Origin of the sequence: Schaalia sp. ORNL0103 (assembly GCF_019429565.1) — a bacterium.
Classification (GTDB): domain Bacteria; phylum Actinomycetota; class Actinomycetes; order Actinomycetales; family Actinomycetaceae; genus Pauljensenia.
In genome coordinates, this window is sequence record NZ_JAHXSA010000001.1 from 166,062 (window position 1) to 189,048 (window position 22,987).

General features: G+C 66.2%; 19 protein-coding genes. 12 read left to right on the forward strand and 7 right to left on the reverse strand.

All coding sequences use genetic code 11. The annotated features are described in order from the left end of the window. Positions 1–28: 28 nt before the first annotated feature. Positions 29–1,162, forward strand: coding sequence for a glycosyltransferase (locus tag JJJ16_RS00815; protein ID WP_219751930.1), 1,134 nt, complete (start codon positions 29–31; stop codon positions 1,160–1,162). Here the strand turns inward: JJJ16_RS00815 and JJJ16_RS00820 are convergent. Beyond that, the gene (locus JJJ16_RS00820; RefSeq protein ID WP_225904951.1) at positions 1,159–1,758 is read right to left on the reverse strand and encodes a TetR/AcrR family transcriptional regulator C-terminal domain-containing protein; all 600 of its coding nucleotides are present in this window, start codon (positions 1,756–1,758) and stop codon (positions 1,159–1,161) included. The two genes, JJJ16_RS00815 and JJJ16_RS00820, sit on opposite strands and share 4 nt — an antisense overlap. Before the next feature lie 75 nt (positions 1,759–1,833). Here JJJ16_RS00820 and hemQ point away from each other — a divergent pair, with 75 nt between their 5' ends. Beyond that, positions 1,834–4,038, forward strand: coding sequence for a hydrogen peroxide-dependent heme synthase (gene hemQ / locus JJJ16_RS00825; RefSeq protein WP_225905037.1), 2,205 nt, complete (start codon positions 1,834–1,836; stop codon positions 4,036–4,038). Between the two features lie 100 nt (positions 4,039–4,138). Here the strand turns inward: hemQ and JJJ16_RS00830 are convergent, their stop codons facing one another. Then, positions 4,139–5,101, reverse strand: a complete 963-nt coding sequence (locus JJJ16_RS00830) for an alpha/beta hydrolase (RefSeq protein WP_219751931.1) — start codon at positions 5,099–5,101, stop codon at positions 4,139–4,141. A 406-nt stretch (positions 5,102–5,507) separates the two neighbouring features. Between JJJ16_RS00830 and JJJ16_RS00835 the strand changes: the two genes are divergently transcribed. The 3 genes from JJJ16_RS00835 to arfB are packed head-to-tail and all read left to right on the forward strand — an operon-like array spanning position 5,508 to position 9,010. Then, a complete protein-coding gene (locus tag JJJ16_RS00835; protein ID WP_219751004.1) occupies positions 5,508–7,874 on the forward strand; it encodes a hypothetical protein in 2,367 nt (788 codons plus the stop codon). Between the two features lie 57 nt (positions 7,875–7,931). Beyond that, positions 7,932–8,531: a uracil-DNA glycosylase family protein gene (locus JJJ16_RS00840; RefSeq protein WP_219751005.1), complete on the forward strand. Its 600-nt coding sequence runs from the start codon at positions 7,932–7,934 to the stop codon at positions 8,529–8,531. A 38-nt stretch (positions 8,532–8,569) separates the two neighbouring features. Continuing rightward, the gene (arfB, locus tag JJJ16_RS00845) at positions 8,570–9,010 is read left to right on the forward strand and encodes an alternative ribosome rescue aminoacyl-tRNA hydrolase ArfB (protein WP_219751006.1); all 441 of its coding nucleotides are present in this window, start codon (positions 8,570–8,572) and stop codon (positions 9,008–9,010) included. A 21-nt stretch (positions 9,011–9,031) separates the two neighbouring features. Here arfB and JJJ16_RS00850 read toward each other — a convergent pair whose 3' ends face one another. Then, the gene (locus JJJ16_RS00850; RefSeq protein ID WP_219751007.1) at positions 9,032–9,868 is read right to left on the reverse strand and encodes a class I SAM-dependent methyltransferase; all 837 of its coding nucleotides are present in this window, start codon (positions 9,866–9,868) and stop codon (positions 9,032–9,034) included. A gap of 137 nt (positions 9,869–10,005) precedes the next feature. Here JJJ16_RS00850 and JJJ16_RS00855 point away from each other — a divergent pair, with 137 nt between their 5' ends. Together JJJ16_RS00855 and JJJ16_RS00860 are read left to right on the forward strand one after the other, a co-directional pair. Next, positions 10,006–11,055 (forward strand): threonine aldolase family protein, encoded by a 1,050-nt coding sequence (locus JJJ16_RS00855; protein ID WP_219751008.1) that lies wholly within the window; start codon positions 10,006–10,008, stop codon positions 11,053–11,055. A 68-nt stretch (positions 11,056–11,123) separates the two neighbouring features. Further along, positions 11,124–11,846 carry a nitroreductase gene (locus JJJ16_RS00860; protein ID WP_219751009.1) on the forward strand — a complete coding sequence of 241 codons (723 nt, stop codon included), beginning with the start codon at positions 11,124–11,126 and terminating at the stop codon, positions 11,844–11,846. A 19-nt stretch (positions 11,847–11,865) separates the two neighbouring features. Here the strand turns inward: JJJ16_RS00860 and JJJ16_RS00865 are convergent, their stop codons facing one another. Further along, positions 11,866–12,129 (reverse strand): type II toxin-antitoxin system Phd/YefM family antitoxin, encoded by a 264-nt coding sequence (locus JJJ16_RS00865; RefSeq protein ID WP_219751010.1) that lies wholly within the window; start codon positions 12,127–12,129, stop codon positions 11,866–11,868. 152 nt (positions 12,130–12,281) lie between these two features. Between JJJ16_RS00865 and JJJ16_RS00870 the strand changes: the two genes are divergently transcribed. After that, positions 12,282–13,604 (forward strand): hypothetical protein, encoded by a 1,323-nt coding sequence (locus tag JJJ16_RS00870; RefSeq protein WP_219751011.1) that lies wholly within the window; start codon positions 12,282–12,284, stop codon positions 13,602–13,604. 1 nt (position 13,605) lies between these two features. On the opposite strand, the gene JJJ16_RS00875 is transcribed toward JJJ16_RS00870, so the two are convergent. Together JJJ16_RS00875 and JJJ16_RS00880 are read right to left on the reverse strand one after the other, a co-directional pair. Next, entirely contained in the window at positions 13,606–14,211 is a 606-nt protein-coding gene (locus JJJ16_RS00875; protein ID WP_219751012.1) for a methylated-DNA--[protein]-cysteine S-methyltransferase, read from the reverse strand. After that, the gene (locus JJJ16_RS00880; RefSeq protein ID WP_009055343.1) at positions 14,180–14,773 is read right to left on the reverse strand and encodes a protoglobin domain-containing protein; all 594 of its coding nucleotides are present in this window, start codon (positions 14,771–14,773) and stop codon (positions 14,180–14,182) included. Before JJJ16_RS00880 ends, JJJ16_RS00875 begins: the two co-directional genes overlap by 32 nt. A gap of 216 nt (positions 14,774–14,989) precedes the next feature. Here JJJ16_RS00880 and JJJ16_RS00885 point away from each other — a divergent pair, with 216 nt between their 5' ends. Next, positions 14,990–16,882: a cation:proton antiporter gene (locus tag JJJ16_RS00885; RefSeq protein WP_219751932.1), complete on the forward strand. Its 1,893-nt coding sequence runs from the start codon at positions 14,990–14,992 to the stop codon at positions 16,880–16,882. Between the two features lie 36 nt (positions 16,883–16,918). Here the strand turns inward: JJJ16_RS00885 and JJJ16_RS00890 are convergent, their stop codons facing one another. Beyond that, entirely contained in the window at positions 16,919–17,491 is a 573-nt protein-coding gene (locus JJJ16_RS00890; protein ID WP_219751013.1) for an N-acetyltransferase, read from the reverse strand. 218 nt (positions 17,492–17,709) lie between these two features. On the opposite strand from JJJ16_RS00890, the gene JJJ16_RS00895 reads away from it, so the two are divergent. The 3 genes from JJJ16_RS00895 (at position 17,710) to JJJ16_RS00905 (ending at position 22,770) form a co-directional block, all read left to right on the forward strand. After that, positions 17,710–21,120 carry an ATP-binding cassette domain-containing protein gene (locus JJJ16_RS00895; RefSeq protein WP_219751014.1) on the forward strand — a complete coding sequence of 1,137 codons (3,411 nt, stop codon included), beginning with the start codon at positions 17,710–17,712 and terminating at the stop codon, positions 21,118–21,120. Between the two features lie 113 nt (positions 21,121–21,233). Then, the gene (locus tag JJJ16_RS00900; protein WP_219751015.1) at positions 21,234–21,818 is read left to right on the forward strand and encodes a DJ-1 family glyoxalase III; all 585 of its coding nucleotides are present in this window, start codon (positions 21,234–21,236) and stop codon (positions 21,816–21,818) included. Between the two features lie 40 nt (positions 21,819–21,858). Continuing rightward, positions 21,859–22,770 carry a TatD family hydrolase gene (locus JJJ16_RS00905; RefSeq protein ID WP_219751016.1) on the forward strand — a complete coding sequence of 304 codons (912 nt, stop codon included), beginning with the start codon at positions 21,859–21,861 and terminating at the stop codon, positions 22,768–22,770. The last annotated feature ends 217 nt before the right edge of the window (positions 22,771–22,987 follow it).

Genomic DNA, 22,987 nt, shown 5'->3' on the forward strand with positions numbered 1-22,987 from the left:
TTGACACGTGAAGGTTCTCGTCGTTCCCATGGTCGCCCGCTCGCGGATGGGTGGACCGTGGTCGCGTGCGCAGCGCGTCGCACGTGCATTCCAGGACGCTGGCCATGAGGCCGTGCTCGCGTGGGGAGACGACGGCAACTGCGCCGATCCTATCGCCCCGACGCTCGAGATTCCGGTGCCCTCGCCCCTCGGACTTCCCGAGGCCATCGCGCGCCACACCTTCCCCCTGGCCTCGCGCCTCGGCCTCATGGGTCGCAAGCCCGTGCGCAGCTTCGAGGAGGTCCTCTGGCTCACCGGTGCCCTCGACGAGCGCTACACGCGCGCCACCGTCGACGCGCTCCGCGCCCATATGCGAGCCATCCGCCCCGATGTCGTCTACTCGGAATTTAACCTCGCCGCCGTCATCGCCGCCCGCGCCGAGGGCATCCCGTGCGTGGGCAGTGGCTCGCAGCCGACGACCCCCTCCTACGCTTCCAACCCGCGTAAATCCGCGGGAATTCGACGCCTGCTGCGCGAGATGGGAATGCCTGCCCCGGCCTCGTCCCTGACGATCCTTGAGGGAATGCGACGCCGCTTCATTCCGAGCTGCCCGACCCTGGAACCGTGGGCGGGGGAGCGGGCCGTCTACTGCGGGTTCCTGGACGAGCCGTCCGCCCTGACATCGACGCCTCGCGATTGCGCCCTCGTTTACCTCGGCGCGGGCAGTGTCCCCGCGGGCGTGGCCGTGCGCGCCGGACGAGAGCTCGCCCGGGCCCTCGGATGCGACGTGTACGTTGCGGGAGTGCCCGAGGCCACCCAGGTTACAGGCGGCCACACGGTGTCCTGCGCGCCCCGCTTCGACTTCGCCGATCTCCTGCCACGCGCCCGTGTCTTCGTGCACCACGGCGGGCAAAACTCGATGATGGATGCTCTGTCCTACGAAGTTCCGCAGCTGATCGTCCCCGGGCGTGTCTTCGAGCGTCAATTCAACGCCGAGGCCGTGGAAAACGCACGCTGTGGCCTGACCGTGCGCCAGCCCAAGCCGGCGCTTATCGCACGCGCCACCCGTGCCCTCGTCGATGAACCCGCCCTGACCTCAGGAATCCGAGGAGTGTGCGCGGAACTGTCCTCGCTCGGCGGCGGTGCACGCATCGTGCGCGAGGTAGAAAAACTGATCAGCTAGGCCCAGCCGCGCAGGATCGCCTCCAGGCCCCGCTCAAACTGGGCGTTAAAGTCGTAGCGGCCGTCCAGGAGATCCTCGATGAGCGGGCGCAGCGCCTGCGCGTCCTCGGGGTCGAGTGCGGCGCTCGCGGCCGACAGGTCGACCGGCTGTTCGGGGGAGCCGCCCACGGGCGGAACGACTTCGGCGGCGACGAAGGCCGTCGTGTAGATCGACACCGCGTTGACTAGCCCCAGCATGTCCGCGTTCGGCGTGAAGCCGCGCCGGGCGAGCGTTACGAACACGCGGGCCAGGAGCGCAAGCTGCTCGGGCGTCGACATGGGGTGCGTGAGTAGCAGCATGACTGCGCCCGGGTGGGAGCGCAGTGTTGATGCCAGGCAGTGCGCGTAGGCGCGCATGTAGGTCAGCAGGGGCGAGGTGGGGGTACCTTCGGTCGGCTCCGACGCCTCGTGCGTGGGCGTCGAAGCTGAATCGACCGCTCCGGCATTCACGCGGTCCAGGAACGACTCGAACGTGAGGCGCCAGACCTGCTCGGCGATGCCCTCCAGGAGGGCCGCCTTGTCGGGGAAAAGTACTGATTTGCTGCGTTTTTCTGACAATCTGTCGCTGCAGCGGGAAGGGGAGCGGCCCTACACTGTCCACGCTAGGCCTGAAGGAGGACTGAAGTGCCAGGTATGGATACCTACGACGCAATCATGCTGCTGTCCTACGGTGGCCCGGACGGCCCGGACGACGTCCTGCCGTTCATGCGCAACGCGACGCGCGGTCGCGGAATCCCCGACGAACGCCTGCTTCAGGTCGCTGCCCACTACAAGCGCTTCGGCGGCGTCTCGCCCATCAATGCATGCAACCAGCGCCTGATTGCCGACCTGTCCGCGGAGCTCCGCAGGCGCGGGCACGACATTCCCGTCGGGTGGGGAAATCGCAACTGGCACCCCTTTGTTACCGAAGGCCTCGACGAGCTCGCCCAGGCGGGTGCTCGGCGCATCCTCGTCCTGCCCACCTCCGCCTACGCCTCGTACTCGGGATGCCGCCAGTACCGCGAAGACCTCGCCGAGGCCGCGGAAGCCCTGCGCGACAAGTGGGGGACGATCGTACTGGGGGCTGAAGGCAGCGCCGACAATCCTGACGCCGACATCATCCTGGACAAGGTCCGTCCCTACTACTCGACCCCCGGTATGGCGAGCGCGCAGATCGCGTCCGTTCGGCGCGCGTGGGAGGCGCTAACGGCGCGCGGAGTCGAGGCATCCGGGATTCGCCTGATCTTCGTCACCCACTCCATCCCCGTGAGCATGGAGGCAGGGTCCTCGCCCTTCCCCTTCCGTCCCTCAACTGACGAGGCCGCGGCGACCTCGGACGGTCACGTCGAGCAGCAGGGGAGTGAGGCCTCGTCGCAAACGGGAACCCCCGCAACCGAAATCAGCTACGTCGCCCAGCATCACGCCCTCATCCAAGCGATCATGCCGGAGCTGAGGCGCGTCCTCGGGCGTGCGGATCTGGGCTACGACCTCGTGTATTGCTCACGGTCGGGACCCCCGCAGGCCCGCTGGCTCGAACCCGATATCAACGATTTCCTCGAGGAGATCGCGGCCGCCGCGAACCCTCTGACCGGCGCTGTCGTCGTCCCCATCGGCTTCATCTGCGACCACATGGAGGTCGTCTACGACCTCGATACCGAGGCGAAGGAGACCGCCGCGCACCTGGGGATCCCCTACGAGCGTGCCGACACCGTCGCGACGGATCCGGCCTTCGTGTCCTCCCTGGTCGACGTACTCGAAGAGCGCGCTGCCCAGGCGCGAGGTGAGAAGCCCTCGCCCGTCACCGTGACGGGCACCGGCCCCTTCCATACCGTCTGCCCGAGCGACTGCTGCCTCTCCCCGGCGCGCCCAGGCCATGCCTCGCCCGCCGCCGCGAGCGCCCACCCCGGCACCGCCCCTCATTCTTCCGGCGCGCCCGCCCGAGCCGCCGGTCAACCAGCCCCAACCCAGGAGGACTCCATGTCTACCCCGCATCCCCATGCCGTCGTGCCGCCCGAGCAGAACCCGGACAACCCGGGACATCCCGCAGGAGTGCCGGATCGCGTCGGTGAGCACGCCGCGCGCCACCAGGCCCGCCACGCGGGCACCGAGGCGACGCCCCACTCGCACGCCGCTCACGCCCACGTCACCGACCCGCGCGACGCGACGGACGTCGACTTCGACGAGGTCAACAACAAGCAGCACTACGCCCTCTACTCTGTGTTCGCGCTCGGGGAGTCGCTGCCCGCCGACGACGGCGAGCGCGGCCGCATTATCGCCGAGTCCCTGGACTACGTGAAGGGCGCGGGCGTGGAAATCCGCGGCTTCTACGACGTGTCCGGCTTCCGCGCCGAGGCGGACCTGATGGTGTGGTGGCTCGACGACGATCCCGAGGTCCTTCAGGACGCCTACCACCGTCTGCGCGCCAGTGCGCTCGGCAAGTTCCTGGACCCGGTGTGGTCCTGCATGGGCCTGCACACCCCCGCCGAGTTCAACAAGCGTCACATTCCCGCCTGCTTCGGCGGCGTCGCGCCCCGTGACTGGGCGATGGTCTACCCCTTCGTGCGCTCCTACGACTGGTATCTCAAGGCTCCCGAAGAGCGTGCCCGCATCATGGCCGAACACGGTCGCAACGGCTTCGCGCAGTACCCGGACGTCAAGGGCTCGACCCTGTCGGCCTTCGGCTTCTCCGACTACGAGTGGGTGCTCGCGTTCGAGGCCGACAGCCTGGATCGCCTCGAGGGCGTCATGCACGCCCAGCGCTACACCGAGGCGCGTCTCTACGTGCGTGAGGACACCCCGTTCTTCACGGGTCCGCGCGTGAGCCTCGGCGAGTGGGCGGAGCGCCAGCCCCGCGCATAAGGGCCGCGCTTATCTGTCAGCCAGCCCCGGCCTCGTCCCTGAGAAAAGGAACGAGGCCGGGGCGCAGTGCGATGCCATCACGTGGCGCGGGTGGCGCGCTCTACTTGCCTGGGAAGAGCAGCGGCAGGTTGTGCTCGACCTGGTTGGCGATCGAGGTCATTGAGTGGGTTTCGCCGTCGTCGATCCACAGCTGCAGGCTGTCCTCGGTCATGAGGTCGGGATAGTCTTCGCGGAGCTCATCAATCTGCGGGGTCATGTCCCACAGGGCAGGGTCCTCCGAGCCGACCGACGCGAGGACGCGGAAGTCCTGTGGGCCGTACTGGGCGCGCTCGACCCCGGCGGTCACCAGCTCGGCGATGCGCGGGGAATCCGCGTCCTCCTCGCGTCCGATCCACGACTCGCCGGCCATCGGCATGTACCCGTAGAAGTACTGCGGACGCAAGGCAAAAACATCCCACGTGGTCGTCGCGCCCATTGAGAAACCACCGAATGCGCGGTGCCTGCGCGAGGCTCGCAGCGACTGGTCGGACGTGTCGCCGCGAGCGAACGTGGTGTAGCGAGACTCAACGGCGTCGATCAGAGTATCGATCTCGCTCGTCGCGAAGAAGCGATTGAGCGCGTAGTCGTCCTCGTAATCGTCGGTCGCGAACGACCGATCCGGATAGTAGGTCGCGAATACGACGATCGTGGGAGCGATGCTTCCGTCGGAGGTCAGCTGATCGACCACGGGGGCCACGCCCTCGGCCAGGCCGTCGGCCGTGCCCCACCACCCGTGCGTCAGGTAGACGATGTTCACGGGAACCCCCGGCGTGTAGGACGCAGGCACGTAGACGAGGGCCTCCTTCTCGTAGGTCACGCCCTCGTAGGCCTGCTCGTAGGTGATCTCTTGGATCGTCCCTTCCAGTGCCCGGGTGGCGAGCGCGGAGGTCGTGCCGTCCTCCTCGTAGGAGACGGGAGCGGGGTCCTTCTGACCGTGACCGGTTCGATGGAGGGCCGCCGATGTGAGGCCCGCGAGGCCAAACAGGCTGAGCGTGATCGCAACCGACGCGGCGATAACGCCCATCCTGTTGGAACGGCGCACGAATCGTGTTGTCACTGCCCTCGCCTCGACCTGGTTGTCCTCATGTCTTCCACTGTATGCCCGGTTGGGCTGCTGCTACCAATCGGTGTGTCTGCTTCTACCGATTGACGTGCCTGCCGCTTCCGATTGGCATGGCCGTTCCCACGCCTCGTTTTTCCTCCAATTCCGCACGTAATTCCCTCCTTGATCCTTCAAGATTTGAAATGTAATCGTTGGAATTCCGGGGTTTCTGGGGGCTTGGTGAAATGGGAGCTCGGGGAATTACGTGCGGAATTTGGGAGAGGGGCAGAGTGGGGAGGAGTAGGGAAGTGCTGAGTGAGAGTCGATACGTGCAGATGGTTACCGTGATAGTCTCCCGGTATCTATCGCGAGTTGCATGGGAGCAAACATGACCCAGGACCTGATCCGTCGTGGCGACAACGAGCGCCTGGTGTTTTCTGAAACCCCCCTTCCTCAGCTGACGGACGTTCGGGTCGAGGGGACGTATGAGGTCAGCCTGAGTGAGGGCGGCGAGGCGGATGAGGCCGAAGCGTTCGAATGTGATCCCAACACCTCGCCCGCACAAGCCAGAGATTACGTTTTTGCCGCAGCGAGCGGCACTCTCATGGGAGCACTCAGTGTCCTGTGGCAAAAGGACCTCAACCTGGCGGACGCGCACAAGTTCGGGGCCGAAAAGATCGAGAAAATCGTCATTGAAGCAGCCCAGCGGGTGGGGCCCAGGAAGGAAAATCTGAGTATCGCAGACGCGATCCGTTTCCTCGAAAAGACTTCCCCTTTCGTTGGTGACAAGCTCACTCCGGAGTTCGGTGGTGGTCTCCAGCACCACCTGCGCGACTTTTCCCACCATCCCTCGCCCGTGGGGCTCGTGTGCTCCATCCTCATGCAATTCACTGGCAAAGGGTTTGGGACCGCGACGGATGGGAGCTTCGCGATCTTTGACTTGCCTGCCGAGGCTCTGAAGGATGGAAGGTTAATCGGCAAGAATGTCGAGGAAAAGTTCCTCTACGGAACCCTCAAGTGGGTTCTCCACCTCATCAGCGACATGGCGGGCTCGAGCTCGACCCCCGGCGCGGGCACGGGCATTCCTGGCCCGATTCTCTCCTTCCTGAAGGAGGCCTCGGCCCTGCCATTCTTCCGGGACATGACTATCGCGTACGAGGATAAGGTCGCCACTTTCTCGCAGTGGGTGTCGAAGGCATTCAACGGTACGCTCCTGAAGGACCAGGACGGAAAACCCCTGCGCTTTGATCTGCGGACTGAGGTTGGCATGGGGAGTCAGGTCCTCACGCAGGTTCCCGCCGTCCTCGCGAACGAGTGTATTGTCCGTGGCTTCTACACGATCACGCGCTTCATCGATGAACTTAGGCGTTCGGATGTGTCCAGCGTCAAGGACTTGGGGCGCATTAATCCCTCGCGATTCCTGCCTCTCAATAGCCGGGCGCTGACGCGTATGCTGACGGTCGCCTCGGGTGCCTTCGTAGTCATCAATACCTCTATCGCAGCTGTACGTGCGGCGGTCGATGGGGCTGCGAGTGGCGAGGTGGGAGCAGTCCCGCTTTTCTTCATGCGCCTCAACTATGTCGGGATCGGACGTTTTGCTTTCGCTCTATGGGCCGACAGGTCCTACATCTACGAGGATGTCGAACAGTGGTGGGAGCGGTGTCAGGCGAGCAAGATGGGCACGGATGTGGCTGTGCATGCGCCCATGGGTGAGGAGATTCAACGTGTCGTCGAGTCGCTACGCATGCTGTGGCTCGAGGACGACTATCGCCGCGAGAAGAACGACAAACGGCGTGAGCACAAAGAAGTGCTGATCGGCGCTTGGGTGCGCAGGCAGCGTATCGCACACGACGAGAGCCAGGGGGAGTACTTCCTTGACGCCGCCGATGCCTACCGCGAGTTGGAAGCGGTGTGCGCAGGGGAGGATGGGGAACTCGTTCGCCTGGCCATTGCCCAGCAATTGCTCGCGTACCGCCCCTACGCCACGGAAAAGAAGCTCTCCCTCTCCCAGACGTGGCTCACCGATGTCTTCACCGCCGACCAGGATGTTATCGATTCGGAGACGCTCAAGCGGCTGAAGAGTGCGCGTGCGTCCTACGACCGCTGGCTCTCAGGTACCTACACGAAGTGGGCGGTGCGCGGTGCTGCGGCTGTGGCTGCAACCGTTGCCACGGGTGGGGTGGCGGCCGTGGCAGCTCCCGCGATCGCGACCGTCCTAGCCGGCGAGGCCGTGGTTGGACTGAGCGGTGCTGCGCTGACGAGTGCGAGCCTCGCGTGGGTAGGCGGTGGTTCCCTCGCCGCAGGAGGCCTCGGTATGGCGGGTGGGACCGCGATCATCACGGGAGGAGGCGCGGTTCTTGGCCTGACGGCGGCGTCGAGTGGAGCGGCCCTGGTGGGGGCGTTCAGCAAGGACTACGCAGAACAAGTGAAGCAGGGATGTGTCGAGTGGCTCGCCCAGTGTTCGGTGCTTCTTGAGGAAAGCCCGGCGCAGGCGCTGAGAGTTATCGAGGAGTCGAAGGCGCGCTTGGAGCGCGCGATCGACGCGGACAAGCGCACGATTGAGGCCTTGAAGGGAACGAAAGAGAAAGATCAGAAGAAGCGAGGGCAAAGCCTGAACGAAGGCGTTTCTCACCTCCGCTACACCGTGGCCGAGCTGGAGCGCCTCGGCAAGAAGGCACGCGAGGCCGCCCTGGAGAGCGGTGACCTCGCTCCGAGTGGGAGCACCGATATCGCCCGCGTTCCAGAGTCGGACTAGTGTGACCTGCCAGTCACCGGGGGTCGTGCGCTCGCGGGGTGGGCATACCCTGGGTGTATGACACCTGAGATCACCGACCCGGCCGTCCGTGCAATCGCCGAGGAGATCGCCGCAGACCCGGCCAACGCCTCGTTCACGAAGCGAGGCGTGGAACCGCTGTTCTACACGGGACCCGAGTGTCGCATCATGATCGTTGGCCAAGCGCCCGGGCGCGTCGCCGAAGAAACTGGCATCGTGTGGAACGACCGCAGCGGCGACCGCCTGCGCGACTGGATGGGCATCGATAGGGACACCTTCTATGAGTCCGGGAAGCTCGCGATCGTCCCCATGGACTTCTACTTCCCGGGCACGGGAAAGAGCGGTGACCTGCCTCCGCGCAAGGATTTCGCCGACACGTGGCACCCGCGCCTGCTCGAGCTCATGCCGAAGCTCGAGATGACGATCCTTGTCGGCGCGTATGCCACCAGGCGCTATCTAGGTCTGAAGTCTTCGGCCTCGCTGACCGACGTCGTGCGCGACTACAAGCACTACTTGCCCACGTATTTCCCGCTGGTGCATCCCTCGCCGCGCAACCAGATGTGGATGAAGAATAACCCCTGGTTTGCCGCCGACGTGCTGCCCGACCTGAAAGCGCGCGTCGCCTCCCTGCTCGCCTGACGAGGCTGGGGCGGGGCGCGTGGTGCACACTGGAACGCATGGACGATCTGCGCATTCCCGCTGGGCCCGGCTGCCCGCGTGGCCTCGTCGTGCCCGCGGGGGAGCTGATCGAGCGCTTTTCGCACGCCTCGGGCCCCGGTGGCCAGGGGGTCAATACCGCGGACTCGCGCGTGCAGCTGAGCCTGGACCTCGCTGCGACAGTCGCGCTGAATGACAAGCAGCGCGAGCGCGCCATGTCCGTTCTCGGGGATCGCCTGAGCGAAACCGTTCTCACGGTCACCGCCGCCGAGCATCGCTCCCAACGCCGCAACCGCGCCGCCGCGCGCGAGCGCCTCGCCGAAGCTCTGCGTTCGGCCCTCGTCCCTCCCGTTCCTAGGCGGGCCACGAAGCCGACGCGGGGGTCGAAGCTGCGCCGCCTCGCCGACAAGAAGAGGCGCTCGGAGGTCAAGGCGCGCAGGCGCCGCCCCGACGCGGACTAAGAAAAACGAGGCCGGGGCCGCCTACGCCCACTCGCTCACGTCGGTGCGCCAGCCGATAAACACCCAGGTGACGGGCAGAGGGTAGTCCAGGACCCATTGTTCCCCTGCCTTTTCCGAGGTGGTGGCGGCGTCCTCACGCACACAGTGCTGCGCCGCGTAGGCGTCGAAGAGTCGCTCCTCGCGCGCGGTGAACGGCTCGGGGCCGGCCAGGCGACGAAGGTCCGAGCGGGCCTCGTCGAAGGAAGAAAACCTCATCGGACGGAAGGTCCGTGTGGTCGCGAAAACCGGGATACGTCCTAGGGATGCGAGCGCGCGGGTTACCTCGCGGACGACGCGCGGGCGCCTCGCCGAGTGTCCCAGGTAGGTGAGCAGGCGTGGGTCGCGGGAAGGGAGCAGGCTGTCGGGCACGACGACCGCCGCGCGTGAGCGGGCCGCCGCGTCGAGCTTGCGTACGCAAGCGGACACGTCCCCGCTCATGAGGGAGCGTGATGCGAAGGCGACGTCGACGCTGTTCTCGCCCAGGCCTGCCTCCTCCCAGTCGTCCTCCCAGGCGAGCAGGTGGGAGGTGATTGGCAGTTTGTCGGCGGTCGTGCGCTCGTCGAGGATGGCCAGCATGGCCTCGGCGAAGTCGCAGCCGTGGACGCGGTGCCCGGCGCGGGCGAGGGGGACGGCGAGCGTGCCCGTCGCGCACCCCATGTCGAGGACCTCATCACCATCTTCGAGTGCGAGGAGATCCAGGAGCCAGCGCTCGTACTCGACGGTCGCGTCTCTCGTGAACGTCGCGGCCCGCTTGTTCCAATAGGCCTGCGAGTCCCGGTTCATTGTGCTCGCCTGTTCTCCGTGCGTGGTTGGCATCATGCGATGCCCTCACTTTCGTATCGGGAAGCCTGGCAGCATCGCCTGGCGAAAGTCAGGATAGTCCTTCAGTTCCAGCGAGAAAAGATCTTCAGGAGGAAACGGGAATCATCCGGCCAAGCGCGTGGAATAATGGCCCAATGACTTTTTCTGCCACGCTGCCGAACTTCTCCAGTGACTACCAGGAAGGCGCGCACGCCCGGGTGCTCGACGCCCTCGTAGCCACCAACATGGAACAGTCAAGCGGCTACGGCACCGACGAGCACTGCGAGCGCGCCCGCGACCTGATCCGCAAGGCCTGCCAGGCCCCCGACGCCGACGTGTACTTCCTGGTCGGCGGCACGCAGACGAACGCGACCGTCATTGATGCGATCCTCCTGCCCTGGCAGGGCGTCATCGCGCCCAATACCGGCCACATCAACATGCACGAGGCCGGTATCGTCGAGCGTGGCGGCCACAAGATTCTCGACACTCCCGCCGTCGAAGGCAAGATCAACGCCGCCGACGTCGAACGCATCTGCTCGGCGTGGGAGGGCGACGGCGCGCGTGACCACATGATCGCCCCCGCCCTCGTCTATATTTCGCAGCCCACCGAGTACGGCACCCTCTACTCCCTGCAGGAGCTTGAGGAGCTCTCCGCCGTGTGCCGCGAGCGCGAGCTGAAGCTCTTCGTCGACGGCGCGCGCCTCGCATACGCGCTGGCCTCGCCCGCCAACGACGTGACGCTGGCCGACCTGGCGCGCCTGACCGACGTCTTCTACATCGGTGGCACCAAGTGCGGCTCGCTCTTCGGCGAGGCTGTGGTGATCCCCGAGCGCGGCTCGATCCGCCAGTTCGTCACCCAGATGAAGCAGCACGGCGCGCTCCTGGCGAAGGGGCGTCTCCTGGGCGTGCAGTTCGAGGCACTCTTCGAGGACGGTCTCTACCTGACGATCGGCGAGCCCGCCGTCAAGGCGACCGCGCGGATCCGCGAGGCCCTCAAGCGCGCCGGCTACGTCGTCACCATGGACTCGCCGACCAACCTGACTTTCGTGGCCCTCGATCAGGCCGGGCATGAGCGCCTGTCCGACAAGGTGCGCTACAGCATCTGGGAGACCCTTCCCGATGGCCGCTACCTCGCGCGCATCGGCACGTCCTGGGCCACGCCCGAGGAGGATGTGGTGGCCTTCGAGCAGGCTCTGGCCCGGTAGTTCGGCCGGAGCCGTCCGATGGGCGGGCCGGGTGGATCGGGAGCGTCGGGCCGGGTTAGCCTGGGCGCATGACACTCGCCGCTGAGACGAACGACTTTTCCGCCCTGACAGCCTCGCGCCGCTCCACGCGCGCCTTTACAGAACGGGAGATCCCCGTCGAGGTCCTCGACGCGATCCTTGCCGACGCGACGACCGCGCCGTCCTGGTCTAACACGCGCGCCTTCCGCGTCGCCCTGGCCACGGGCGAGCGCGCCCAGCGCCTGCGGGAACACTACGGGCGTCTCTTCGACGAGGAGATCGCCGCACACGCACGCAAGGCTGAGGATCCGACCGTGGAGATACCCGTGCCTGACGGTGACTTCCCGGTGCGCAAGCGCTACCCGGACGAGGTACGCCCCGCCCAGATCGAGGTTGCGAAGCTCCTCTACGGCATCCACGGCATCGAGCGCGCCGACATCGAGGGGCGCAACCGTGTGAACCGCCGCAACGTCACGGCATTCGACGCACCCGTCATGGGATTCGTCTTCGTCCACGAGGGCATGCTCCCGTGGAGCGCCATGGACGCTGGCCTCATGCTCCAGACCCTGTTCCTGTCCGCCAAGTCGCGCGGCGTCGACTCTTGCCCGGTCGGCATCCTCGCCACCTGGCGCGAGCCTGTCGAAGCCGAGTTTGAGATCCCCGAGGGCTACCGGTTCATCACCGGTTTTGCCCTCGGTTACGCGGATCCTGAGGCTCCGATCAACGCGATGCAGGCCCCGCGCCCGCCGATCCAGCTCCTCGAAGGCAAGTAGCGCTACGAGCGGCACATCGCTAGTCGTTGAGCTCAGCGCGCAGGTCGGCCAGGCTCACGCGCTGCCCGTCGTCGTCGCGCTTTGCCTCCCGGAAGGCCGCGAGATCGCGTGCATCCTCGAGTTCTTCCAAGGCCAACAGGTCGTCGACGCCGATCACGATTGCCGCGAGGCGGCCGTTCTTCGTCACTCCGATACGCTCGCCGCCGTAGGAGGCTCGTCCGAGGACGTCGGAGAGGTTTGCGCGCAGCTCGCGAGTTGAGAGCGTCGTGGCAAGTGTGTTCATAGTGTCATTTTAGTACATTGTGTACACATCTGTGCCTCTTCCGGCCCTCCTGAGCGTGAACAATTTCCCACGGACGTGCCATGCTCACAGCCGAGCGTCTACCGTGGAACGAGGCCTCGGCCTCGTGAAACGTTCGCAATCGGAAGGACCCTATGTCCAAGAAGTACCTCTCCGTCGCCTTCGCCTACGTGGGAGTCATCATCGGCGCGGGCCTGGCGAGTGGCCAGGACCTGCTCCAGTACTTCCTGTCCTTTGGCGCGAAGGGCCTGATCGGCATCGCGGTCCTGGGCATCCTCAACGTCGTCTTCGGCGTCGTCGCGCTCCAGCTGGGCTCCTACTACCGATCCGGCCACCACGACGAGGTCTTCGAGCGCATCACCCACCCGGCGCTGCGCCGCGTCATCGACGTCGTGCTCGTCTTCTCGGGGTTCGCGATGGGATTCGTGATGCTCGCGGGCGCGGGCGCGAACCTCGAGCAGCAGTTCGGCCTGCCTGCGTGGGCGGGCAGTGCCCTGTGCGCGGTGCTTGTCGTTCTGACGGCCTTCCTGGACTTCGACCGGATCATGAAGGTGATCGGCGTGTTCACGCCCATGATCATCGTCGCCATCACGATCCTCACAATCTACTCGCTCGCCACCCCGCACCCGGGCATCGCCGAGCTCAACGCCGCCGCCACCCAGGTCACCCCGGCGCTGCCCAACCTGTGGCTCTCCACGATCAACTACTTCGCGCTGTGCGTCGTCAACGGCATCGCGATGGCCTTCGTGCTGGGGGGTTCGGTGCTGCGCATCGGCGAGGCTCGCCGAGCCGGGCGCATTGGCGGCACCATCATCGCCCTCGTCATCGGCGCGGACGCCCTGTGCCTGTACCTGAACGTGGACCGGATCTGGGACGTGAACGTTCCCGCCCTCGAGATCGCGCGCTCGATCCACCCGGCTTTCGCCTTCGTCTACACGCTGATCATTTTCGCGCTCATCTACAACACGGTCTTTTCGCTGTTCTACTCGACGGCGCGCCGCTTCTCGGGCGGGCAGACCACGCGTATGCGCATCGTCCTCGTCGGCGTGGTCGCGGTGGGCTACGCGGCCTCGCTCATGGGCTTCAAGAAGCTGATCGGCGGCATGTACCCGATCATCGGCTGGCTGGGCGTTGCCCTCCTCGTTGTCCTCGCGGTCGGCTGGCTGCGCGAGCGCTCCGCCGTCCTGCGCGAGGAGAACCTGCGCCGAAAGCTCATCCGCGTCCTCGTGCGCAAGCACGCCGACGACCTGGAGTACACGGACGAGCATCGCGCTCAGGCGCGAACCCTCGCCCAGGCCTCGGTCGTTGATGGCAGCGAGCTGCGCCGCGAGGCCGACTCGATCGCCGAGCAGATCGCCGACACGCAGGACGATGCCGCCGCCTACGCGCGCGAGGCTCTGCCCGTCGACGAGGCCCTGGTCGAGCAGGCGATCGAGGCCGACCGGGCGAACGGCTGAGTTAGTTGGCCGACGAGGCCGTGGCCTCCTCGTGCGCAAGCAGCCAGGCTTTCACGTCCCCTCCTGCCGCGTAGCCGCCGGGGCTGGTGGCCGCCACGACCCTGTGGCAGGGGCGGATCAGGAGCAGGGGATTACGCCCCACCGCTCCGCCGACCGCCTGGGCCGACGCGGGCACACCTGCGTCCCGCAGCGTGGCCGTGAGGTGCCCGTACGTGTGCGTCGCGCCGTAGGGGATAGCGTCCATCGCCTCCCACACGCGCTTTTGAAAGTCCGTGCCCGCAGGCGCGAGACGAACGGTGGCGGGGGAGGGGGCCTCGCCCGCGAAGTATCCGTCGAGCCAGGACATCGCCGCGCCCAGAGCCCGCGCGTCCGCCTCGCCCCACCCGGCCTCGGCGAGGATAACATCCCGGGAAACGGGCGAGGTTAGGTCGAGCGCGGAGCGCGCCACGGCCTCGTCGATGCCGTAGGGGGAGCCGAAGAAACGCTGCCCGGCCCCCCACAAGCCGATGAGCGCACCGCCCCGCGCGGCCAGCGTGAGGCTGCCGATGGGGGAGTCGTAGGTGGCGAGTGCCGGATCAGAACTGCTCGGGGTGCTCTCGGTAGGCATACGCCCACACTGTCACGGCGACAGTCACAGCGCGAGTCCAGGCATCACGGACGGCGCTCAGTTCGTCACCCTCGAAGCCCTCCGCGAGGAGACGGTGACCGACCTCCACAGTGGGCGCGATGAAGGCGAGCACGTAGCGCAGGGGCACGAATGGTGTCGAGTCCGCCCCATCCGCCGCGTTCTTCGCTGCGGACATGTGCCGTGCGCCGATCAGGTACTGGTAGTCCAACCACGCCTGGTCACGCTCGCGCGTGCACATGTCGATGATCCACTGGGCGAAGCGCGGCTTTGACGCCTGCGCGTACTCGGGGTTTGGCTGCCCGTCCGGGTGCGCGGAATGTGCTGCCAGATACGTCTTTTGAGCCAGAATTCCGCGCCACGTGTCGACCATTTCCATAGCGTGTGGCGCCAGGATGGGTTCTGCTCGTGAGAGCAGCTCTGCGTCACCGGGCTGGACGTGTGCGGCGGCCTCGATCTGGCGTAGATCCTCGAGTGTGAGCGGGGATGTGGGGACGGCATCGGTGCCGTAGGTGTACCCCGACGAGTGGTTGTAAGCGGTCATGAGAACCTCCTTGAAACGATGCGTCGATTGTACAACGTGCTCTGATCGTGTGGGTCTGTTTGACATCTGGGGCCGGTGTGGAAGGCAGGTGGGTGGGGTGTGGTGCTCCGCGCGAGTTCGGGCAGCAAACGCGGTGCGGTGAGATAGCTGTGGCGCTGGCGGGGTTGCTCGCAATACAATTGACCTGTAGAACCCCTTCTTATTGCCGTGGCCGGAATGCTCATCATCGTGGCATGCCAATTCATCGCCCCCAAGGTGGGCGTGGCATCGCCGCTGATTCTGCTGGTTGTCGGCCTGGCGATTGGCTTCTTGCCGCAGGTGGGGGCTATCGAGGTCGAGCCGCATCTCATCCTTGAGATCGTGCTGCCGCCGCTGCTGTTCTCGGCCGCAGTGCGTATGCCGACCATGGACTTCCGCCGCGAGATGCACGCCGTCGCGATGCTCGCGATCCCCCTCGTGTTCCTCTCCGCCTTCGCGGTTGGCTTCGTTATCAACTGGCTGGTTCCGGCGATCTCGCTGCCCTGGGGCGTCGCCCTGGGGGCTGTGCTGTCGCCGACGGATGCGGTCGCCGTCTCGATTGCGAAACGCTCCGGCGTCTCCCACCGCATCATCACGGTGCTCGAGGGTGAGGGACTTTTCAACGACGCGACCTCGCTCGTCCTCCTGTCCGCCGCGATGAGCGCCGGCTTGGCAGCAGACGAGCACGCGCTCAACCCGGGCTTGCTCATCGGCAAGGTCGCCATCGCCCTCGGTATCGCTGCGGGTATTGGCTGGGTTGTCGGCGAGGTCGGCGTGCGTCTGCGTGCCCTCATCAAGGACCCTTCGGCCGATACAGTCTTCTCGTTCACGATGCCCTTCATCGCATCGGTCCCCGCCGAGCACCTGGGAGGGTCCGGCCTCGTTGCGGCCGTCGTCGCCGGACTGGTCGTCTCGAGCCGACGCGCGGCCGTTATCTCCGCGGCGAACAGGCGTTTCTCCCAGCAGAACTGGCAGACCATGACGCTCGTCTTGGAGAGTGGCATCTTCCTGACGATGGGCCTGCAGGCCTTCGGCATCGTCGAGGAGACCGCCGCGTTCTCCGGCGGCTTGGCCTTCGCCGCGTTCCTCGCCGTCATCCTCGGCGCGCTCATCATGGTGATGCGAGCCATCTTCATCGCCATCATGCTCGCCTGGCTGGACCACCGCCGTACCCACCGTCAACGCCGCTACGAGGCCGAGGTCGCACGCATCGAGCGCTTCGAGAAGCGCATGCACAAGGCGAGCGAGGTTGACGCCGACATGCTTCAGGCTCGCGACCTGAGCCCCGAGCACTGGGAGAATGCGCTTAACCACTATCGTCGCCGCCTCAAGCGGCGCGCGCGCCGCAACGCGATGCGCGGATCGGACCTGGACTACTTCGCGAATGAGCCGCTGGGGCCGCGCGAGGGCAGCGTCATCGTGTGGGCGGGCATGCGAGGCGCGATCACCCTGGCCGCCGCGCAAACTATCTCGACGCACGCCCCGATGCGTGCGCTGTTGCTCACGATCGCCCTGTTCATCGCCGCGGGTGCCCTCGTCATCCAGGGCCTGACCCTGCCCGGCCTCATCCGCCTCGTCAAGCCCAAGATGGCTACGGGCGATATCTCCGAGGAGGAGCGCGCCAAGCTCCTGAAGGTCATGGGCTCCGCGCTGGTGGATACGGCGCTCGCCCAGGCGATCCACGAGGTCGACGGACAGACCCTGCTGTCGGCCGGCGTCTCGCGCACCCTCTCACGCATCGGTCACGCGGTCTCCGTTGAGGATGAAGCTGCGAGTGCTCGCATTGCCCGTACGGCTGACCGCATCCTCACCGACATTCTCCAAGACGGCACGCCCCCGGACGCTGCTTCCGCGAGCGAGGTGGATGACGATGGCCATGGCACTGTCGACTTGAGCGAGGAGGAGGTTGAGCGCTCCTTCACGCGAGACCAGATCCGTGAACTCGCGCTGGAGGCCATCCACGCTCAGCGCGACGCCCTCCTGCAGGCCCGTGACGAGGGCATCTTCTCCTCGGCGGCCCTGGAAGGCGCGCTCGCCCGACTCGACAACGAGGAAATCCTGCTGGTCTCCAGCCGCGGCGTCGACAACTGATCGCCGCTGCGGCGTCAGCCGAGCGAGGTCAGCGCGTCAGTCCGTCGTCACCCGCGACGCATACGCCGGGTCGTCCGTGACCGAGTTGAGCGCCTCCTCCAGGCGCTGCGGGCTCACGATCCCGTCGCGCGTCAGGACCCGGTAGGTCTGGTCGGCCTCGTGTGTGAGCATGTTCGTCATCGTGAAACCGTTGCGCTCGTAGAACTTCAGGCGGCGCACGCGCTGCTGGTAGTTCCCGGCCTCGCGCACGACCGGTTCGATCTCGAGCAGCTGCGGCACGTCGCCGTAGCGCTCGCGGAAGTGGGTGAGGATACGCGAGCCGTAGCCCGCGCTGCGCGTGCGCCCATCCACCGCGAGGAAACCCAGGTAGAACAGGTCGGGGAAGGCGAAGGAGAAGGTCAGGGCGACCACGTTGCCGGCCCCGTCCTCGCCCGCAGGCAGGGATGGATCAATCCAGGCGAGGAAGGAGACCTCGTCCAGCTGGGCGCTTGTCAGCAGCTCGGGAAGGGGAATCTGCTCCTCGGGAGGGAATGAACGCTCGTAGATTTCCCTGATTTTGTCGGTGATCGGCCCCTCGTTGGGCACGGGAATCTGGGTGAGGTCGGTCATGAGGACAGTCTAGCCGCTCGGTCTTGCGTGCCCCTGCAGGCCGTTCGTTAAACGAGGCCCGGGCTGGTTTTTGGGGACCACGATGTGATGTGGCAGATACGACTTCAGGGGCTTGTCAGGGGACGATCAGGGGTCAGTCAGTGAACAGCGGCGGTCTTGAGTGATGGTCGCTCACCTAGACTTGTATGCGGAATCAACAGCAGATGTGAGGATGAAGCGTGCTAGAGCTCAAGGAGATCGTCAAGGCCTACCAGACCGCCAACCTCGTGCAGGTGGCGCTCAACAAGGTCTCCGTGGCGTTCCGCGACAACGAGTTTGTGGCCGTGCTGGGCCAGTCCGGCTCCGGTAAGACGACGATGCTCAACGTCATTGGCGGCCTCGACCGTTTCCAGAGCGGCGACCTCGTCATCGACGGCATTTCGACGAAGGACTACAAGGCCCGCGACTGGGACGCCTACCGCAACAACCGAATTGGCTTCGTCTTCCAGGCCTACAACCTGATCCCGCACCAGAGTGTCCTGGCGAACGTCGAGCTGGCCCTGACACTCTCGGGCGTCTCGCGCTCCGAGCGCCGCAAGCGCGCCCTTGACGCTCTTGAACGTGTCGGCCTGAAGGACCACGTCAACAAGAAGCCCTCGCAGATGTCGGGCGGACAGATGCAGCGCGTCGCCATCGCGCGCGCCCTCATCAACGACCCCGAGATCCTGCTGGCCGACGAGCCCACCGGCGCCCTCGACTCCAAGACGAGCGTGCAGGTCATGGACCTGCTGCGAGACGTGGCCCGCGACCGCCTCGTCATCATGGTCACGCACAACCCCGAGCTGGCCCACCAGTACGCGACCCGCATCGTTGAGCTGGCCGACGGTTGCATTGTCGCCGACTCCGATCCTTTCGTGCCCACCGCGCAAGACCGCCGCGAAGCCAAGCCCGCGCGCCGCACCTCGATGGGCTTCTTGACGGCCCTGTCCCTGTCGGCCAACAACCTGATGACGAAGAAGGGGCGTACCCTCATGACCTCCTTCGCGGGGTCCATCGGCATCATCGGCATCGCCGCGATCCTCGCGCTGGCCAACGGCACCAATGCCTATATCGCCAAAACAGAAGAGGAGACGCTGGGCGCGTATCCGCTGACGATCCAGAAAACCGGCATCGACATGACGGCCGCGCTGTCTGTGTCGGCCTCGGACTCGAAGGACTCCCAGCCCGCGCCCGACGGCAAGGTCGGCGTCTCCAAGCTGCGCACTTTCGCAGACACGATCCGTGACGCGAAGACGAACGACCTGGCCTCGCTCAAGACCTACCTGGACAACAACGGCGGTGGCATCGACACGATGGTTAACGCGATCGAGTACGACTACGACATCGTCCCGCAGATCTACCAGTCCGACACGTCTAAGGCGACCGTGCAGGTCAGCCCCGACCAGTCGATGAAGCAGATGGAAGCCGGTTTCGGTTCCGGGGCCTTCGGGTCGATGATGGAGACGAACGCCTTCTATCAGATGCCCGCGACCTCCTCGCTGTACACCTCCGCGTACGACGTGGTTGCCGGCTCCTGGCCGAGCGGTGCGAACCAGGTCGTCCTGGTCTTGGATGAGGACGGCAACATCCCCAACCTCTTCGAATACACCCTGGGTCTCAAGGACCACAAGGAGTTCGATGACCTGATGCGCCAGTACTACCAGGGTGCCCTGGGGGGTAAGAGCCAGTCCGGGGCACAGTCGGGTGCGCAGTCCGGGGCCACTACCACGACCTACGACTACTCCGCGATCCTGGGCACGACCTTCCGTCGCGTCAACGCCTTCGACAAGTACACGTGGGACGACACCTACAAGGTGTGGACGGACCGCTCCTCCGACGCGGACTACATGAAGAAGCTCGTGGACGGCGGGCAGCAGCTGACGATCTCCGGCATCGTCAAGCCCAACTCCGACAAGGGCGGTGCCCTGCGCCAGGGCATCGCCTACACGCCCGCCCTGACCTACCAGATCATCGAGGAGGCGGCGGCCAGCCCGATCGTTAAGGCCCAGCGCGCCAAGCCCGACGTTGACGTCTTCACCGGCAAGACCTTCAAGGAGCTGGCGGACAACCAGAAGAGCCAGTCTGGCGGCTTCGACATGTCCTCCCTGTTCACCGTGGATGAGTCTAAGCTCTCCGCCGCCTTCCAGATCGACCCCAACAAGATGCAGATGGACCTGTCTGGCCTGGACTTTTCCGGCATGGACCTGTCCGGCCTGGATTTCTCCAACCTCGATATGTCGGGCATGGACCTGTCGAATATTGACCTGTCGGCCCTCGCCGCGCAGTCCGGCGCCCAGTCCGGCATGGCCTTCGACCTGTCCGGCCTAGACTTCGGAGAGCTGAGCAAGGACCTGCCGCAGCTGGCCAACGTCGACTTCCAGACGATCATCCGCTCGGCCCTGGCCGACGGCGCCGTCAAGGATGGCGCCGCTGAATACCTGAGCGCCCAAGCCTCCCAGATCGCCCAGGGGTTCCAGGACTACGCCCGCGAGCAGATCGAGGCGGGCGGCACGACGGACTTCGCGACCCTGGCCTCGGCGTACTTCTCTCAGCCCGAGGTGCTCGAGCAGCTGCGAGCTGCCGTCTCCTCGGACAAGGTTGTCGACTCCGACAAGCTCGCCGCGAACCTGACGAAGGCCCTCGGGGACGACCCGGCCCTGGCCCAGATCGGCACCGACGTCTCCACTCAGGTCATGAACGCGATCTCCGCGCAGATCGCCGCCCAGCTGGGTCGTACTCTTACCCAGGGCGTGAGCGCCGTCATCGGCCAGGTCATGCAGGAAGCCATGACGAACGCGATGACCTCGATGATGACGCAGCTGTCGAGCGCGATCGGCGACCAGATCGGCGCGACCATGGAGCAGTTCGCCACCAACATGTCCAGCGCTTTCTCCATGGATCCGCAGGCCTTCGCCGAGGCCTTCAAGTCCAACGTGGACGAGAAGTCCCTCGCGGCCCTCATGGCGACCATGTTCTCCACGAACGTGCCGACCCTGGAGACGAACCTGAGGAACCTGGGATGGGCGGATATCGCCTCCCCGTCGAACATTTCGATCTACCCCAAGTCCTTCGCGGACAAGGACAAGGTGAAGGCCGCCCTGGACGCCTACAACGCCGACAATAAGGCGGCGGGGGCGACCGACAAGGTCATCACCTACTCAGACGTCATGGGCACGCTCATGAGCTCGGTGACCAAGATCGTCGACATCATCTCCTGGCTGCTCATCGCCTTCGTCTCGATCTCGCTGGTGGTCTCCTCGATCATGATTTCGATCATCACCTACATTTCGGTGCTCGAGCGCCGTAAAGAGATCGGTATCCTGCGCTCGATCGGTGCCTCGAAGGGCGACGTGTCCCGCGTGTTTAACGCCGAGACCGTCATCGAAGGCCTGCTGGCCGGCCTCATGGGCGTGGGCGTGACCTACGGTTTGTGTGCGGTCGCCAACGGCATCGCTCACTCCTCCTTCAACGTGGACAATATTGCCCAGCTGTCGCCCGTGACAGCGCTCGTCCTGATCGGCGTCTCCGTCGGCCTGACCGTCATCGCGGGCATCATCCCGGCCTCGCGCGCCTCGCGCCAGGACCCGGTCGAAGCCCTACGCTCCGAGTGAGCCGCGCGGCCTCGTCCCCTGTGGGACGAGGCCGTGGCGCGTCCACGGGGCGCGCGCGGCTGCGCTAACCTGGACGTAACGCTTGTTTGAGTAGCCACGAGGAAAGAGGAATCATGCCCACTCCCGAGAAGCTTGCCACCGACGCGACCGTCGCCATCATGCTGGCCGACGGCTTCGAAGAGGTCGAGGCCCTGGCCGTCGCCGACGTCCTGTACCGCGCCGGCGTGCGCTCCGACCTGATCTCCGTGACCGACGCCCGCCACGTGACCAGCTCGCACGGCATCCGCGTCGTCGCCGACCTCATGCTCGAGGACGTGGACCTGTCCACCTACACCGTCCTCTTCCTGCCCGGCGGCATGCCCGGCACCCTGGGCCTGAAGGGTACGCCCGCGATCCAGGCCGAGGTGCTGCGCCGCTCCGACGCCGCCCAGCCCATCGCAGCGATTTGCGCGGCCCCCTCGATCCTGTCCGAGCTGGGCGTCCTCGACGGTCGCCACGCGACCGCGAACCCCGCGTTCGTCAAGGCCATCGCCGAGGGCGGCGCGATCGTCCACGAGAACCCGGTCGTCGTCGATGAACAGATCATCACGAGCCGCGGCGCGGGCACCTCCCTGGAGCTCGGCCTCGAGATCGTCCGTCTCCTCCTCGGCGACGACGCCGTCGAAGAGGTCGCCCGCGGCGTCGTGCTCGCCCGCTGACGCGCCCCGCTTCGCGCCCCCGAAAGGATCCTCCCTCCGCATGAGCCCGCGTAAGCCTCGTCCCTGGCCCGACGCGCCCGCGCCCCTGGCGGCGCCCGTGGTGGACAACCACACCCACCTGCCCACCCACGTCGGCGAGATCCCCCGGCGCGAGGGCGTGGCGCTCAGCCTCGAGGAGCAGCTGGAGCGTGCCCGCGAGGTGGGCGTCACCCGGATGATCTCGAGCGCTTGCGAGCTGCCCGACTTCGATCCGATGATCGAGCTGGCGCGCGCTCACGAGGGCGTGCGCGTCGCGATCGCGATCCACCCCAACGACGCGGCGCTGCACGCGGGCTGTGCGGAGCCCTCGCCCGACGGTCTGGTCCCCGTCGTGCGCGACTACCACGTGCCCCTCGACGAGGCCCTGGCCGCCGTCGAGGCTCGGCTGGGCGATCCGATGGTCGTCGCGGTGGGGGAGAGCGGCCTGGATTACTTCCGCACCGCCGACCCGGGCCGCGAGGCGCAGAAGGAATCCTTCCGCGCGCACATCGACATGGCGCAGCGCGCCGGCCTGCCCCTGCAGATCCACGACCGCGACGCCCACGAGGACACCCTCGCGATCCTCGACGAGCGCGCGAGTGCGGACCAGCGCATCGTCTTCCACTGCTACTCGGGGGACGCGGCGATGGCGCAGCACCTCGCTGAGCGCGGATGGTACGCCTCCTTCGCCGGCCCCATCACATACCCCGCGAACTCCGACCTGCGCGCCGCGCTCGCGGTCCTGCCGCGCGAGCTCGTCCTGGTCGAGACCGACGCTCCCTACCTGACGCCCGTGCCGTGGCGCGGCTGCCCCAACGCCTCCTACGTCATGGCGCACACCGTGCGTTTCATTGCGGATCAATGGGGCGTCAGCGAGGCGGCGGCGTGCGACCAGCTCCGGGCGAACACCGAGGCGGTCTACGGCACCTGGTGAGGGTTTCTCTCCTGTGATGAGCGCGGGTTATCGGGCCTCGCACGACCTTCCCGCGCGCGTTCTCTGACTGGTGAATTGCGTCAAAGTGGTCGCGCGACGGTAACAAATTGGTTACGGTGGGAGTGTCAGTCCGAATTGGCTTGCCCGTCTGATGCGCCCGCAGTCCGCGGGGATGCGTCGGCGCGGCCCCGAAACGGAACCTACAAAGTCTGGAGAC